The sequence below is a fragment of the Glacieibacterium arshaanense genome (genome assembly GCF_004681125.1).
GTDB classification, from domain to species: domain Bacteria; phylum Pseudomonadota; class Alphaproteobacteria; order Sphingomonadales; family Sphingomonadaceae; genus Polymorphobacter_A; species Polymorphobacter_A arshaanense.
In genome coordinates, this window is the sequence record NZ_SIHO01000001.1 from 601,568 (window position 1) to 616,643 (window position 15,076).

Annotated in this window: 12 protein-coding genes; 7 read left to right on the forward strand and 5 right to left on the reverse strand. The window is 67.2% G+C overall.

Translation table 11 applies throughout. From position 1 onward, the window contains the following. Positions 1-12 precede the first annotated feature (12 nt). Positions 13-1,617 carry a fatty acid--CoA ligase gene (locus EUV02_RS02745; protein WP_135244679.1) on the reverse strand — a complete coding sequence of 535 codons (1,605 nt, stop codon included), beginning with the start codon at positions 1,615-1,617 and terminating at the stop codon, positions 13-15. A gap of 192 nt (positions 1,618-1,809) precedes the next feature. Further along, the gene (locus EUV02_RS02750) at positions 1,810-2,448 is read right to left on the reverse strand and encodes a MarC family protein (protein WP_135244680.1); all 639 of its coding nucleotides are present in this window, start codon (positions 2,446-2,448) and stop codon (positions 1,810-1,812) included. A gap of 168 nt (positions 2,449-2,616) precedes the next feature. On the opposite strand from EUV02_RS02750, the gene EUV02_RS02755 reads away from it, so the two are divergent. Continuing rightward, the gene (locus EUV02_RS02755; RefSeq protein WP_135244681.1) at positions 2,617-4,320 is read left to right on the forward strand and encodes a flavin-containing monooxygenase; all 1,704 of its coding nucleotides are present in this window, start codon (positions 2,617-2,619) and stop codon (positions 4,318-4,320) included. A gap of 7 nt (positions 4,321-4,327) precedes the next feature. Here EUV02_RS02755 and EUV02_RS02760 read toward each other — a convergent pair whose 3' ends face one another. Genes EUV02_RS02760 through EUV02_RS02770 form a run of 3 tightly spaced genes read right to left on the reverse strand, consistent with a single transcriptional unit; the run spans position 4,328 to position 6,851 of the window. Beyond that, positions 4,328-5,116, reverse strand: coding sequence for an SDR family NAD(P)-dependent oxidoreductase (locus tag EUV02_RS02760; protein ID WP_135244682.1), 789 nt, complete (start codon positions 5,114-5,116; stop codon positions 4,328-4,330). A gap of 56 nt (positions 5,117-5,172) precedes the next feature. Further along, positions 5,173-6,048 carry an alpha/beta fold hydrolase gene (locus EUV02_RS02765; protein ID WP_135244683.1) on the reverse strand — a complete coding sequence of 292 codons (876 nt, stop codon included), beginning with the start codon at positions 6,046-6,048 and terminating at the stop codon, positions 5,173-5,175. 5 nt (positions 6,049-6,053) lie between these two features. Beyond that, positions 6,054-6,851: a glutathione S-transferase family protein gene (locus EUV02_RS02770; RefSeq protein WP_135244684.1), complete on the reverse strand. Its 798-nt coding sequence runs from the start codon at positions 6,849-6,851 to the stop codon at positions 6,054-6,056. 128 nt (positions 6,852-6,979) lie between these two features. Between EUV02_RS02770 and EUV02_RS02775 the strand changes: the two genes are divergently transcribed. From EUV02_RS02775 to EUV02_RS02800, 6 genes are all read left to right on the forward strand, one after another. Next, positions 6,980-7,780, forward strand: coding sequence for an enoyl-CoA hydratase/isomerase family protein (locus tag EUV02_RS02775; protein ID WP_135244685.1), 801 nt, complete (start codon positions 6,980-6,982; stop codon positions 7,778-7,780). A gap of 110 nt (positions 7,781-7,890) precedes the next feature. Further along, on the forward strand, positions 7,891-9,996 hold the full coding sequence (locus EUV02_RS02780; protein ID WP_135244686.1) for an alpha-galactosidase: 2,106 nt from the start codon (positions 7,891-7,893) through the stop codon (positions 9,994-9,996). After that, positions 9,993-11,936 (forward strand): beta-galactosidase, encoded by a 1,944-nt coding sequence (locus tag EUV02_RS02785; protein WP_135244687.1) that lies wholly within the window; start codon positions 9,993-9,995, stop codon positions 11,934-11,936. Before EUV02_RS02780 ends, EUV02_RS02785 begins: the two co-directional genes overlap by 4 nt. After that, a complete protein-coding gene (gene galK / locus EUV02_RS02790; RefSeq protein ID WP_135244688.1) occupies positions 11,933-13,060 on the forward strand; it encodes a galactokinase in 1,128 nt (375 codons plus the stop codon). Before EUV02_RS02785 ends, galK begins: the two co-directional genes overlap by 4 nt. Then, a complete protein-coding gene (locus tag EUV02_RS02795) occupies positions 13,057-14,052 on the forward strand; it encodes a UDP-glucose--hexose-1-phosphate uridylyltransferase (protein WP_135244689.1) in 996 nt (331 codons plus the stop codon). The genes galK and EUV02_RS02795 overlap by 4 nt, the downstream gene beginning before the upstream one ends. Next, complete coding sequence (locus tag EUV02_RS02800; protein WP_135244690.1) at positions 14,043-15,062, forward strand: aldose epimerase family protein; 1,020 nt, start codon at positions 14,043-14,045, stop codon at positions 15,060-15,062. The genes EUV02_RS02795 and EUV02_RS02800 overlap by 10 nt, the downstream gene beginning before the upstream one ends. The last annotated feature ends 14 nt before the right edge of the window (positions 15,063-15,076 follow it).

A 15,076-nucleotide genomic window follows, 5' to 3' on the forward strand; every position in this document is an offset into this window, starting at 1 on the left:
GAGGTGAGGGGGTCAGTTGACGCGGCGCGTGTGGCCGGCCCAGAACGGCTCGCGCAGTTCGCGGCGCAGGATCTTGCCCGACGGGTTGCGCGGCAGGATGTCGATGAAGTCGACGCTCTTGGGCGCCTTGAACGCCGCGATGCGGGTGCGTGCAAAGGCGATGATGTCGGCGGGCGTCGGGTTGGTGCCGGGCTTGGCAACAACGATCGCCTTGACCGCTTCGCCCCATTGCGCGTCGGGGACGCCGATGACCGCGACTTCGGCGACATCGGGGTGGCCGTAGACGGCGCTTTCGACTTCGGCGGGGTAGATGTTTTCGGCGCCCGAAATGATCATGTCCTTCACCCGGTCGTGGATGAACAGATAGCCGTCGGCGTCGAGGTAACCGGCATCGCCCGAGCGCAGCCAGCCGTCGGCACCCATCGTCGCGGTGGTGGCTTCGGGCAGCTTCCAATAGCCCGCCATGTTGGCGACCGAGCGGATGGCGACTTCGCCGACTTCGCCGGTGGGCAGACTGTTGCCGGCATCGTCGATAATCTTGATCTCGACGCCGGGCATCGGCAGGCCGGCGGCGCGCATCCGCGCATTGCCGGCCGGATCATGGTCTTCGGGCGGCAGGTAGACGATGGTGCCGGTGGTTTCGGTCATGCCGTACTGCTGGCAGAAGCCGCAGCCAAACACCTCCATGCACTCGCGCAGCAGGTCGAGCGGGATCGGGCTGGCACCATAGAGGATGTACTTCAGCCGCGAGTAATCGACTTCGCGGGCGCGCGGCTGGCGGACGACGATCTGCAGCGCGGCGGGCACCATGAACATCTTCGAGATGCGGTCCTGTTCGATGAAATCGAGCACCTTGAACGGGTCGAATTCACGCGCAACGACGCCCTTGGCGCCGTTGACCAGCCCGACAATGCCCCAGCCGGTGCCGCCGATGTGAGAGACCGGCATCGCCACCAGGCTGACGTCTTCAGGGCCCCAGTCGTTCCACGCGAGGCCGGCGGCGGCCGCGAGCTTGCGCCCGCCGAGCAAGTTGCGGTGCATCAGCATCGCGCCCTTGGGACGGCCGGTGGTGCCCGAGGTGTAGAGCTGCACGGCGATGTCGGTGTCGTCGATGGCGACGCCCGGGTCGCTGTCGGGCTGCGCGTCGCGCCACGCCTCGAACGTCGGCCAGCCGCGGTCATTGGGTTCCATCGCGACGATTTTGAGGTTCGGCAGGTCGGGTGCGATGGCGGCGGCCTGGTCGGCGACTTCAGGGCCGACGAACAGCATCACCGCATCGGAGTCGCCGACGATATAGGCGACTTCGGGTGGCGCCAGCCGCCAGCCGATCGGCGCGATGACGACGCCGGCCTTGAGCGCGCCGAACATCAGCTCGAAATAATGGTCGCTGTTCTTGCCGAGGTAGGCGATGCGCTGGCCCTTGGTCAGCCCGGCGGCGACCAGCGCATTGGCGACCTGGTTGGTGTGGCGGTCGAATTCGGCATAGGTCGTTTCACGGCCTTCGAACACCAGCGCCAGCTGGTCGGGCCGCACGCGCGCCTGGTAGCGCGCGACGTCACCCAGCGTCGGCATCTGGTCGAAATCGATGGCGGTTGCGGCGGTGTTCGACTTGTCCATGCTCGATCCATTCGTTTGATTTGGCCGGCTTTGCGCCGTGCCGTCTCTTTGTCAGCGCGACGGTGCGTTGGCGGCACCGTCGTGCATCCGCTCCCCCAAGGCTGGATCGGATGTTGCCTCTGTCATGCGTGTAGATGCCCCCGAGTCAATACCAACTGTTCGGGTGGTGGCGTCAAATGCCGGTGGGCGGCGTCAGTTGTTCATTGTCTTGATGGCTTCCATGATGCCATGGAAGACCAGCCCGCCACCCATTGCCGCGACGAAGAAGCCGATGATTTTGGTCGCGGCATCGAGCCCGGCGGCACCGATGAATTTGACGATGTCGTTGGCGCGCACCAGCGTCGCATAGGTAATGATCATTGTCGCCACGAGCGCGCCGGCAATCGCGACGAAAGGCGCGATCTTGTCGGCGTCGGCGCGAATCGTCGAGGTCATGCCGAGGATTGCGGCAATACCGCCGGGGCCGAACATGATCGGCAAGGCGAGCGGCGCGAAGGCGACATCGCCTTGTCCGCCGTCCGACGCCGTAATGGGCGAGGCGCCGGGGGTCGGGGAGAACAGTTCGAACCCGATCTTCATCAGCACGATGCCACCGACGACGCGGATCATTGCCAGCGGCACGCCGAACGCCTTGAGCAGCAGCGGGCCGCAAATCAGGAAGAAAAACATCAGCCCCAGCGCGTAAAGGCAGGCGCGCCTGGCGACGCCGAGCTGTTCGGCGCGCGACTTGCCCGCCGTTAGCCCGAGGAATATCGGCATCGCCTCGAGCGGGTTGATCAATGCCAGCATCGTGGTGAACGTGGCGACGAACAGCGAAAATGATGCGCTCAATCTGGGCCCCTGCCGGAAATTTCGCCGCTGCATACCATGACCGGGCCAAGTGTGCGACACCCGGCGCGGGCTATTGCGATGCATCACTTGACGTAAGCGTCAGCCTCTGGTCAATTTGCCGCTTGCGTTGCCCATAAATCAAGAACGGGCAGTCTGAATTTGGGGAGAATGACCGTGGCGGATGGCGTCTATAGCGAAGTCGATGTGGTGGTTGTCGGTGCCGGCTTCGCCGGCATGTACATGCTGCACCGGCTGCGCGGGATGGGGATGACCGCCAAGGTGTTCGAAGCCGGCAGCGGCGTCGGCGGCACCTGGTTCTGGAACCGCTATCCGGGCGCGCGCGTCGATATCCAGAGCCTCGAGTACAGCTTCAGCTTTGATGAACAGCTTGAACGCGAATGGCGCTGGAGCGAGCGCTATGCGCCGCAGGCCGAACTGCTCGACTATGCCAACCATGTCGCCGACCGCTACGACCTGCGCCGTGACATCCAGCTCGACACCCGCGTCAACGCCGCGCATTTCGATGAAACCGCCAACCGCTGGACGGTGACCACCGACCGCGGCGATACCGTCAGCGCGCGCCATGTCGTGATGGCGACGGGCTGCCTGTCGGTGCCGACCGATGTCGATTTCGCGGGCATCGACAGCTTCAAGGGCACCGTTTACCGCACGTCGCGCTGGCCGCACGAAGGCGTCGATTTCACCGGGCAGCGCGTCGGCATCATCGGCACCGGATCATCGGCGATCCAGTCGATTCCGATCATCGCCGAACAGGCCAAGCAACTGACGGTGTTCCAGCGCACGCCCAACTACAGCGTGCCGGCGCACAACCAGCCGCTGGCGCCCGAACTCGTCGCCGAATGGGACGCCAATCGCACGCGCTACCGCGCCGAACGGCGCTACACCGCGGGCGGCTTCTGGAATACGCCGCGCGACCAGTTGACGATGGATGCCGGTCCCGATGACCATCGCGCCGAATATGAAAAGCGCTGGCAGGTCGGCGGTTTCGACATCCTCGGGGCGTTTGCCGATCAGGGCGTTGACCCGAATGCCAACAAGGTCGCGGCCGAATTCGCCGCCGCGAAGATCCGCGAACTGGTCAAGGACCCCAAGGTCGCCGACTTGCTGACGCCGAAGGACTATCCGTTCGGTACCAAGCGGCTGTGCGTCGATACCAACTATTACGCGACCTATAACCGCGACAATGTCAGCCTGGTCGACATCAAGGCGACGCCGATCGAGACCATCACGCCGACCGGCATCCGTACCAGCGGCGGCGATTATGAATTCGACAGCATCATCCTGGCGACGGGCTTCGACGCGATGACCGGCGCGCTGGCGCGCATCGACATTCGCGGTCGTGGCGGCGAGACGCTCAAGAGCCATTGGGCCGAAGGGCCGCGCAACTATCTCGGGCTGATGGTGGCGGGCTTCCCCAACCTCTACACGATCACCGGCCCGGGCAGCCCGTCGGTGTTGACCAACATGATCATGTCGATCGAACAGCATGTCGATTTCATCGCCGACACGCTCGCCGCGATGGCCGGCCGCCAGCAGGTGACCATCGAACCGACCGCGCAGGCGGAGGCCGAATGGACCACGCACGTCAACGAACTCGCGGCGATGACGCTCTATCCGCAGGCCAACAGCTGGTACATGGGCGCCAACGTGCCGGGCAAGCCGCGCGTGTTCCTGCCGTATGTCGGCGGGCTAGGCGTGTATCGCCTGCTCTGCGACAAGATCGCCGCCGACGGCTACACCGGCTTCGCGCTGGGCAATCTGCCGACGGCGCACTGGGAACGCCCGACGCTGGAAGCGTTTGCGGAACTGGGCGAGGCGGTAAAGGCTTTCCAGCCGGCGCGGGCGGCGTAGCGCCGCGTCAGGCCATCCGCCCCGGCACCACGGGATGCGATGACGACAGCCCGCCGTCGACGGCAATCGACTGGCCGTTGACATAGCTTGCGGCATCGGACGCGAGGAACACCGCGACTTCGGCGATTTCTTCGGGCGCGGCAGCGCGCTTGAGCGGGTTGAGCTGACCGAGCTTGCCCTCGGTGCCGCGCGAGCGCGCGAAGTCGAAAGTGTATTTGGTCATGCCGGTTTCGGTAAGGCCCGGGCAGACGGCGTTGACGCGGATGCCAGTGCCCGAAAGCTGCTGTGCGGCGGTGGCCACCATGTTGATGACGCCGGCTTTCGAGGCGCTGTACGGCATGCCGCCGGCGCCCGAGCGGATACCCGCGACCGAGGCGGTGCAGACGATGGCGCCGCGCCCCTGCGCGACCATGACGCGGGCGGCGGCCTGCAAGGTCAGGAAGGCGCCGACGAGATTGACGCGCAACACCGTGTTCCATTCCTCCACCGTCAGATCGAGGAAGGGGACAAGCCCGCCCGAAACGCCAGCGTTGACGAAGGCGGCGTCGAGGCTGCCGTATTCGCTGACCGCGCGGGCGACGGCGGCATCGACATCGGCCTTTTCACCGACGTCGGCGGTCAGCCCGACCGACTTGCCACCGGCGGCGACAATCGCCGCAACGGTTTCATGGACGCTGTCGGCCCGGTCGACGGCGACGACATTGGCGCCACGCGCCGCAAACAGCTTGGCGGCAGCGCGCCCAATCCCGCTGCCAGCACCGGTCACAAGTGCAGTACGTCCACTGAAATCAGTCATGGTTCTTCCTTCAATTGGGTGCAGGCGTCACGCCTGCCCGCCGGAGGCTCTTTCGTTCAAAGAAATTCGCGCATTTCAGCAACGAACTTTTCGGTCTGGTCATGATGGACCCAGTGGCCTGCCTGTTCATAGCGCGTCACGGTAGCGTTGTTGAAATAACCCAGCCTGCCGTCCTCGGCGGGGTTCGAGGCCCAGCTTTCGGCGCCATAGACCAGCCGCGTCGGGCAGGTGATGCGGCCCCACAGCGTCTGCAGATCGTCGAGCGACATGTCGACGGGCGAGAACGAGCGGACGTAGTTGTCGAACTTCCAGCTGTAGCTGCCGTCTTCGTTCTGCAGGATGCCGTGACGGGTCAGATGTTCGGCCTGGGCCTGCGATAGATGGCTGTTTTCGGCCTGCATGCGGCCGAGCGCTTCCTCGATCGAGGCGTAGCGCTTGGGCATGCGGCTGCTCAGCTTGCGTTGTTCATCGACCCATTCACGGAAGCGGTCGGCGAAGTCTATCTTCTGGCGCGCCGCGACCATCTTGGGCGAGGGCCCAAGGCCTTCGATGGCGACGATCTTGGCGACGTTTTCGGGATACAGCCCGGTATAGCGCAGCGCGATCGAGCCGCCGAGCGAGTGCGCGATGATGTGAACCGGCCCGCGCGCCTGCTGGTGGATGAGCTGCGCGAAGTCATAGGTGAACGCCGACATCGTATAGTTGCCGTCGGGTGACCAGGCGCTGTCGCCGTGGCCGCGCAGGTCGGGGGCGATGATGTGCCAGTCGTTCGCCAGCTCGCCCGCCACCCAGTCCCAGTTGCGGCAATGGTCGCGGCCGCCGTGGAGCAGGATCAGCGTCGGCGCGTCGGGGTTGCCCCAATCGACAAAGTGCAGCCGCAGCCGCTGCGAAAAGAACACGTTCGACGATGGTTTGGGCGGGGTGCGGATCATCGGCGTTACTTCAATTCGTGGCTGAAGCGGATGTTGCCTGCCGCCATCCCGGCCTGCAAGACCTCGAGACCGCCCGACCGCAGCATCCATTCGAGCCGGTGGTCGCGGTATTCGCGCTTGAACGCGCCGCTGGCGAGCGCGGCCTTGAGCAGGCCACTGTCGGTGACGGCCGACGCGGCCGCCTGCGCTTCGGCGGCGGACTGACTGACGCTTGGCCGGGCGAGGCAGCGCTTGACCCATTTGCCGAGTGCCGAGTCAGGGGCGGGGCCGCAGCCATAGCCGGTGGCGCCGAGCACGAACGGAATGACGGCGATATCGCCCCAGCCGAATGCAGCACCGTTGAACCAGTCGGCATCGCCCAGCTGCGTTGTCAGCCAAGCGTGCAGGCCGTCGAGTTGGCCGCGGGCGCGGGCGAGCAGCGCCTCGCCGGCGGCACCCGGCGCGCGGTCGAAGACGCGGACTTCCATCATGCCCCAGGTGATCGCCTCATACTGTGTGTCCATGATCTCCTCGATCATGCGGACGCGGGCGCGCTGCGCCGGTGTTGCGGGCAGCAGCGCCGGTGTCGGCCAGCTTTCCTCGATATAGTCCTGGATGATCGTCGAATCGAAGACGCTGGTGTCGCCGTCGATCAGCGCCGGCACCTCGCCGCGCGGGTTGGCGGCGGCGAATTGCCCGGCGACATGGCCGGTGCCCATCGCCTCGGGCGTCACTACCTCGAACGCCACGCCCTTTTCGCGCAGCGCGATCTTGTTTTTCTGGCTGTAGGGCGACAGCGGATGTTCGAACAGCGTGACGGTCATGGCGTATCTCCCCTTGTGGCGGACGGGGTTAGCACCGTGCCTCAAAGGCTGGCAAGCGCTACGGCTATTGCGGGTTGCGACACGCCGCCACTGTGCCAAGATGGCGCCAACATCTTTGGGGAGCCGCCATGACCGAGACCGAATCCGGGCATTTCCGCCTGAGCCGTGATGGCGCGATTGCGACAATCACGCTGGCGCGCGGCGAAAAGCGCAACGCGCTGACCGGCGCCTCGCTGCGCCAGTTGCAGCGGCTGGCGGAGGACTTCCGCGAAGACGACGCGACGCGCGTCGTCATCATCCGCGCCGACGGCCCCGACTTCAGTGCCGGCGCCGACCTCGGCACCGTCGGCGGCGGGCGAAAGCCACCGCGCACCGAAGTCATGCGACGCGGCGCCACCCAAGGCGCGCTGCTGATCCGCGCGTTGCGTGAAATCCACCAGCCGACGATCGCGGTGTTGCACGGTATCGCCACCGGCGGCGCGACGTGCATTGCGACGGCCTGCGATTTCCGCATCTCCGCCGACAACGCCCGCATCGGCTACGGCGAGGTCAAGCTCGGCATCAACCTGATGTGGAACGCCATCGGCCCCTGCGTCGAACTCGTCGGCCCGGCGCGCGCCAAGACGCTGATCATGTCGGGTGCGCTGCACGATGCCGCAACGCTCGAACGCTGGGGCTTCCTCGACCGCGTCGTGCCGCTCGGCGAACAGGACGCCGCCGCGCTGGCGATGGCGCAGCAATACGCCGCGCTGCCGCCGGTCGCGGTGCAGATGATCAAGCGCTCGGTCAACGCCGTCGCCGGCGCGCTGAACGCCGCAGTCCTCCACGCCGACGCCGACCAATGGCTGCTCGCCGCGCGCACCAGCGATTTCCGCGAGGCGATGACAGCGTTCCGCGAAAAGCGGCCGGGGGTGTTCACGGGGGACTAAGGCGTAAGAAAGGGCCTCCGGCGGGCAGGGCTGAGCCCTGCACCCGAATGATTGCTTTGGGCCTCGCAACATCGGGCGCGCTCGGCTAGCAATGGGGCGGGGAGAGTGGCTTGGACGGGTTCTGGCTGACGGGCAGTGATGACGCGCTGGGCTTGCTGACGCCGGCGCGCGGCGTTGCGCGGCTGGGCTATTGGGGCCCCAGCGGGTTCGACCAAAGCCTCGACGAATTGGCGGCACTGGTGGCCGCACTCGTGCCGCACGGCATCCTCGATGACGGCGAGGCGATGTGCTGGTTTCCCGAAGCCGGGCAGGGCTTCACCGGCCATCCGGCACTGCTCGGCCACCGCGACGGCATCGAACTGGTCACCCAGTTGGAACTGGTGCGCCGCGACGGTGGCACGCTGACCTATGCCGACGCCCGCGCTGAAATCGAAGTCGAGCTGGCACTTACGATTGACGCCGCAACCAACGTCGTCACCAGCCGCACCACCGTTCGCAACCTGTCGGCCACGCCGTTGACACTTGACTGGTGCGCCGCCGGCGCGGTCGAAGTGCCGCACGCCGAACTGCTGCTGTTCGATGGCCGCTGGGTGCGCGAATTCACCCCCGTCCGGCAAACCTTGGTTACCGGCATCATTGCCAAGGAAAACCGCACCGGTCGCACCTCGCACCATGCCCCACCGTTCATGCTGGTGGGCGAAGCGGGCTTTGGCGAGGCGCATGGCGAAGTGTTCGCGCTGCACCTGGCGTGGAGCGGCAACCACCGGATGTTCGCCGAACGGCTGCGCGACGGCCGCATCCAGTTGCAGGCGGGCGAGCTGCTGGCGCCCGGCGAAATCATCCTCGCGCGGGGCGAAAGCTACACCAGCCCGGCGCTTTACATCGCGCGGTCGGATGTAGGCCTGAACGGCATTTCGGCGCGGCTGCATCCGTTCGTGCGCGACATCATCCTCGGCGGCCGGCTGCGCGGCAAGCCGCGCAAGGTGCATATCAATAGCTGGGAGGCGGTGTATTTCGCGCACGACCATGCCGGGCTGTGCGCGCTGGCCGATGCAGCGGCCCAGGTCGGCGCCGAACGCTTCGTCCTTGATGACGGCTGGTTCAAGGGGCGCGGCGATGACAGGGCAGGTTTGGGCGATTGGGTGCCCGATGCCGTCAAATATCCGCGCGGGCTCAAGCCGCTGATCGACCATGTCCACGGCCTCGGCATGGATTTCGGGCTGTGGGTCGAACCCGAAATGGCCAATGCCGATTCCGATTTGTTGCGCGCGCATCCTGATTGGGTGCTTGGCGCGCCGGGTCGGACGCAACTGCTGGGGCGCGGCCAATATGCGCTCGACCTGACGCGATCCGAGGTCACCGACCACCTGTTCGGCGTGCTCGACGGCCTTCTCCGCGACAACGCCATCGCCTATCTCAAATGGGACATGAACCGCGACCTCGTCCACGCGGTCAGCGGCGGGCGCGGCGCGGTGCATCGCCAGACGTTGGCGCTCTATACGCTGATCGACCGGTTGTGCGCGGCGCACCCGCACGTCGAAATCGAGGCCTGCGCGTCGGGCGGGGCGCGCGCCGATTATGAAATCCTGAAGCGCACCGACCGCATCTGGACGTCGGATTGCAATGACCCCATCGAGCGCCAGGCGATCCAGCGGGCGTTTTCGATTTTCTTCCCGCCCGAAGTCATGGGCGCGCATTTCGGCCCCGCCGATTGCCACACCACCGCCCGTCGCAGCAGCGCCGCGATGCGCGCCTGGACGGCGTTTGCCGGACATATGGGCATCGAGGCCGACCTGCGCCGTTGCAGCGAGACCGAACTGGCGACGCTCGCCGGCACTATCGCGCACTATAAGGCATGGCGCGACGTGCTGCACGGCGGCGCGACACTGCGGCTTGAAACCGCCGACCCCGGCTGCATCGCGGTGGCGTTTGGCGGACCACGCGACTGGATCGTCAGCGTCGCACAGGTCGCCACCGCGCCGCACGCCGCGCCTCTTCCGCTGCGGCTGCCGATGTGTGCTGAGGAGACAAGCTATCGTGCCGAGTTGCTCAACCCGCGCGCCGGTCGCCAGCGCGCGATGCGCTCGACGACGCCGTTCATTCGCGGCGACGCCATCGCGGTTGACGGTGCGTTGCTCGCCCGGCGCGGGCTGCATTTGCCTATCCTCCACGCCGGCGAAATCGCTGTCGTGCAACTCACCGAGGTGACGTCATGAAGCTGGGCGTTTGCTACTATCCCGAACACTGGCCCGAAGCCTGGTGGGACGAGGACGCGCGCGCCATGGTCGCGATGGGGCTATCGGTGGTGCGCATTGGCGAGTTCGCGTGGAGCCGCATCGAGCCCGAACCCGGCGCCTTCGACTGGGGCTGGCTCGACCGCGCGCTCGATACGCTGCACCGCCACGGGCTGCAGGTCGTGCTCGGCACGCCGACCGCGACGCCGCCGAAGTGGCTGGTCGATGCCGATCCGTCGATGTTGGCGGTCGACTACCACCGCCATGTGCGCGGCTTCGGCTCGCGTCGGCATTATTGCTTTTCGAGCGAAAGCTACCGCGACCAGTGCACGCGCATCGTGACGGCGCTCGCCGAGCGTTACGGCAACCACCCGGCGGTGGTCGCATGGCAGACCGACAATGAATATGGCTGCCACGCGACGACGCTGAGCTATTCGGCGGGTGCCGTGCGGCGTTTCCGGCGCTGGCTGGCGGCGCGCTACGGCGACATCGCCGCACTCAATGCGGCATGGGGCAATGTCTTCTGGTCGCAGGAATACCGCAGCTTCGATGAAATCGACGCGCCCAACCTGACGGTCACCGAAGCCAATCCGGCGCACCGGCTCGACTATCAGCGCTTTGCCTCCGACGAGGTCGCGAGCTTCAACCGGCTGCAGGTCGAGATATTGCGGGCCGCGTCGCCGGGCCGCGATATCATCCATAATTTCATGGGGTTCGTCACCGATTTCGACCATAACGACGTCGCCGCCGACCTCGATGTCGCGAGCTGGGACAGCTACCCGCTGGGCTTCACCGAGCAATTCTGGTTCGATGACGACTGCAAGGCGCGCTACCTGCGGCAGGGCCATCCCGACATCGCCGGCTTCCACCATGACCTGTACCGCGGTGTCGGGCGCGGGCGCTGGTGGGTGATGGAACAGCAGCCGGGGCCGGTGAACTGGGCGCGGTCGAACCCGGCGCCGCTGCCCGGCATGGTGCGCGCCTGGAGCTGGGAGGCGTTCGCGCACGGTGCCGAGGTCGTCAGTTATTTCCGCTGGCGCCAGCTGCCGTTCGGGCAGGAGGCGATGCACGCTGGGCTGACCTTGCCCGACCGCAGCACCGATGTCGGCGGTGTCGAGGCGGCGCAGGTGGCGCGTGAGATCGCCCAGCTCGGTCCGCTGCCGGCAGCAAGCCGGGCCGAGGTGGCGCTGGTGTTCGGCTACCCCTCGGTGTGGATGAGCGAGATCCAGCCGCAGGGTCGCGACCTGTCGGCGCTGCGTGCAGCGTTTGAAATGTACACCGCGTTGCGCCGGCTCGGGCTCGATGTCGATATCGTTGCGCCCGGGGCGGATCTGGCGGGATATCGGTTGATCGCCGTGCCGATGCTGCTCGATGCCGATGCGGCGCTGGCGACGAAGCTGGCGGCGAGTGGCGCGCAGATTTTGATCGGCCCGCGGTCGGGCTCGAAGACGCGCGATTTCCAGATTCCCGCAGCGCTGGCGCCGGGGGCGTTGCAGGCGCTACTGCCGCTGGCGGTGACGCGCGTCGAAAGCCTGCGGCGCGGCGCCAGTGTCGGCGTCAGCATCGACGGCGTCGCGCATGGCGTGACGCGCTGGCGCGAGTGGGTGCGCACCGACCTGACGCCGCGTGCGCGCTTTGCCGACGGTGGCGGTGCGTGGTTCAGCCATGGCAAGGCGCATTATCTGGCGGGCTGGCCCGAGCCGGCGATGCTGCGCACGGTGCTGCGCGCCCTGACCGAGGCGGCGGGCATCGCCACCACCGACATGGCCGACGGCGTGCGCTGGCGCCGGCGCGGCGGGCTATGCCTGGCGATCAACTACGCCGCTGAACACCGCCCGGCGCATGCCCCGGCCGGCGCCAAGTTCGTGCTCGGCGGCCCCGACCTGCCGCCGGCGGGGATTGCCGCGTGGCGCCTCGCGTGAACGACGCCGACCTGTCCGCACGGTTTACTGAGCGTTTCGGCGCGACGCCGCGGCTGTTCCGCGCGCCGGGCCGCATCAACATCATCGGCGAGCATGTGGACTATTGCGACGGGTTGGTACTGCCCGCCGCGATCGACCGCTGGTGCAGCGTGGCAGCGGCGGCGAACGGTAGCGACATGCTGCGGGTTACGGCGATCGACGTGGATGCCGAAGTGACGCTCGACCTTGGCGCGCTGACGCCACGCAAGGACTGGAGCGACTATGTCGCGGGCGTCGCGCAGGTGCTGCGCCGCGACGGCATTGCGGTGCCGGGCGCGGATTTGATGGTGACCAGCGATGTGCCGATCGGCGCCGGCGTCAGTTCTTCGGCGGCGCTCGAAGTGGCGGTGCTGCTGGCGTTGCTGGCGCTCGCCGGGGTGCGCGATGTGCCGCGCGTGCAAATGGCGCGCTGGGCGCAGGCCGCGGAGAACGATTTTGTCGGCATGCCGTGCGGCATCATGGACCAGTTCGCCAGCGTCCATGGGCTTGCCGGACACGCGCTGCGGCTGGACTGCCGGACGCTGGATTTCACGCCGGTGGCGCTGCCCGATAAAGCCGCATTCGTGCTGGTCGATTCGATGCAGCGTCACGCGTTGGTGGACGGCGGCTATGCCGAACGCCGCGCCGATTGCGAGGCGGCAGCTGCGGCGCTGGGGGCCAGTTTGCGCGACGTGACGCTGGCGCAACTGGCGGGTGCGGTGCTGCCCGAACGCCCCGCCAAGCGTGCGCGCCATGTTGTCAGCGAAATTGCCCGCGTCAATGCGGCGGTGGCGGCGCTGGCGGCGGGGGATTTGCGGACATTGGGTGCGTTGCTCGACGCCTCGCACGCCAGCCTGTCGGTTGACATGGCGGTGAGCACGCTTGCGCTCGATACGCTGGCGGCGTGCGCGCGGGCGGTGCCCAGCGTTTACGGCGCGCGGATGATGGGTGGCGGCTTCGGCGGCAGCGTGCTGGCGCTGGTCGATGCGAAACAAGCCAGTTCGGCGCAGAATGCGATTGTCGCGGCCTATGCAGCTGCGACCGGCGTCAAAGCCAACGCCATGCTGGTGCGCGCCGGTGACGGCGCCGGCGAGGTCCTGCCATGACGGCGCGCCCCGAACGCCGGCTCAACCTGCTCAGCGGCGACTGGGTGCTGGTGTCGCCGCAGCGCGTGTCGCGGCCGTGGCAAGGCGCGACCGAGGATGACGCCGCACCACCGCCGCCTTCCTATGACCCCGAATGCTACCTGTGTCCCGGCAATGCCCGTGTCGGCGGTGTGCATAACCCCGACTACGCCGGCGTGAATGTGTTCGATAACGACTTTCCGGCGCTGCTGCCTGGTGTCGTGCGCGCCACTCCGGCCGACCCGCTGCTTGTCGCCGAGCCCGAAGCCGGCGTCTGCCGCGTCATCTGCTACGGCCCCGACCATGGCCGCACGATGGCGGCGATGACGCCCGCCGAAATCGCGGCAGTGGTGGAAGTCTGGGCGGCACAGACTGCCGAACTGGCGGCGCGCGACGATGTCGGCGCGGTGACGATCTTCGAAAATCGCGGCGCGATGATGGGGGCGAGCAACCCGCATCCACATGGCCAGATCTGGGCGACGCAGCATTTGCCCAACGAGCTCGACCATGAAGTCCGGCGCCAGCGCGACTGGGCGGCGACGCATGGCAGCCTGCTGCTCGATGACTATCTGGCACGCGAACTTGCGGAGGGCGTGCGGCTGGTGACGGCCAATGACAGCTTCGTTGCGCTGGTGCCGTTCTGGGCGGCGTGGCCGTTCGAGCTGCTGGTATTGCCGCGCCGTGCCGTCGCCTCGTTCGATGCGCTGACACCGGCCGAACGCGACGGGCTGGCGGCTCTGCTTTCAGTGGTGACGCGCGCCTATGACCGGCTGTTCGATTGTGCCTTTCCCTATTCGCTCGGCTGGCACCAGCACCCCGGTGACAAGGATTTCACCCTCCACGGCCACTTCCTGCCGCCACTGCTGCGCTCCGCGACAGTGCGCAAGCATATGGTCGGCTTCGAGCTACTCGGCATGCCGCAGCGCGACCTGACCCCCGAAGACGCTGCGGCGCGGTTGCGGGCGTGCCTGTGAACGTCAGCGTCAGCGATTTCGGCACGCTGCCCGACGGCAGCATGGTTCAGGCGGTGACGCTGTCGGCAGGCGCGGTGCGGGCAACCATTCTGACGCTCGGCGGCATCCTGCAATCGCTGCAAATGCCCGGCCGCGACGGTTGCTGCGCCGAGGTGACGCTGGGCCATGACGATGTCGCGGGCTATCTCACCAGCCGCAGCTACCCTGGCGCCATCATCGGGCGCACCGCCGGGCGCATCGCTGGCGGGCGTGTCAGCGTCGATGGTGTCACCCATCAGCTCAGCCAGAACGAAGGCGACAATACGCTGCACGGTGGCGCGCAAGGCTTCGACCGCGCGCTGTGGCGACTGGTTGCGGCGATGGTCGAGGATGGTGCCGCGGTTTTGCGCTTGAGCCATCAAAGCACAGCGGGCGATCAGGGCTATCCCGGTGCGTTGACGGTGGTGGCGACCTACCGGCTTGATGCGGCAGGGCTGACGTTGGCGCTGGCGGCGACGAGCGACGCGCCGACACCAGTCAATTTGACCTGGCACCCGTATTGGAATCTGTCGGGCGCGGGCACACCGGTCGGCGACCATGTCCTTCAGCTCGATGCGTCGGCGTATTACCCCAGCGGTGCGGGGCAGGTGACGGCGGGTGCCGCACCGGTCGCTGGAACGGTATTCGATTTTCGCGTCCCGCAGCAGCTGGGCGACATCCTTGCCTCGGCCGACCCGCAGGCGGTGGCCGCAGGTGGCATCGACCATGTCTTCGTGCGCGGCAGCGGCACGGCGGCGGTGCTCAGCCATCCGGCATCGGGGCGGCGGTTGACGGTGACCAGCCCGGCGCCGGCGCTCGTCGTCTACTCCGGCGTCGGGCTGGCCGGCGGCCCGCCGGGGCATGGCGGGCAGGTCATCGGGCGCCACGGTGGCATCGCGTTCGAGCCGCAGGCGCTGCCCGATGCTTTGCCGGTGCTACGGCCAGGCGCGACGTTCGACTGGCAGATGACGCTGGGGTTCGACACGGATTAACAGGGGGGAGGCGG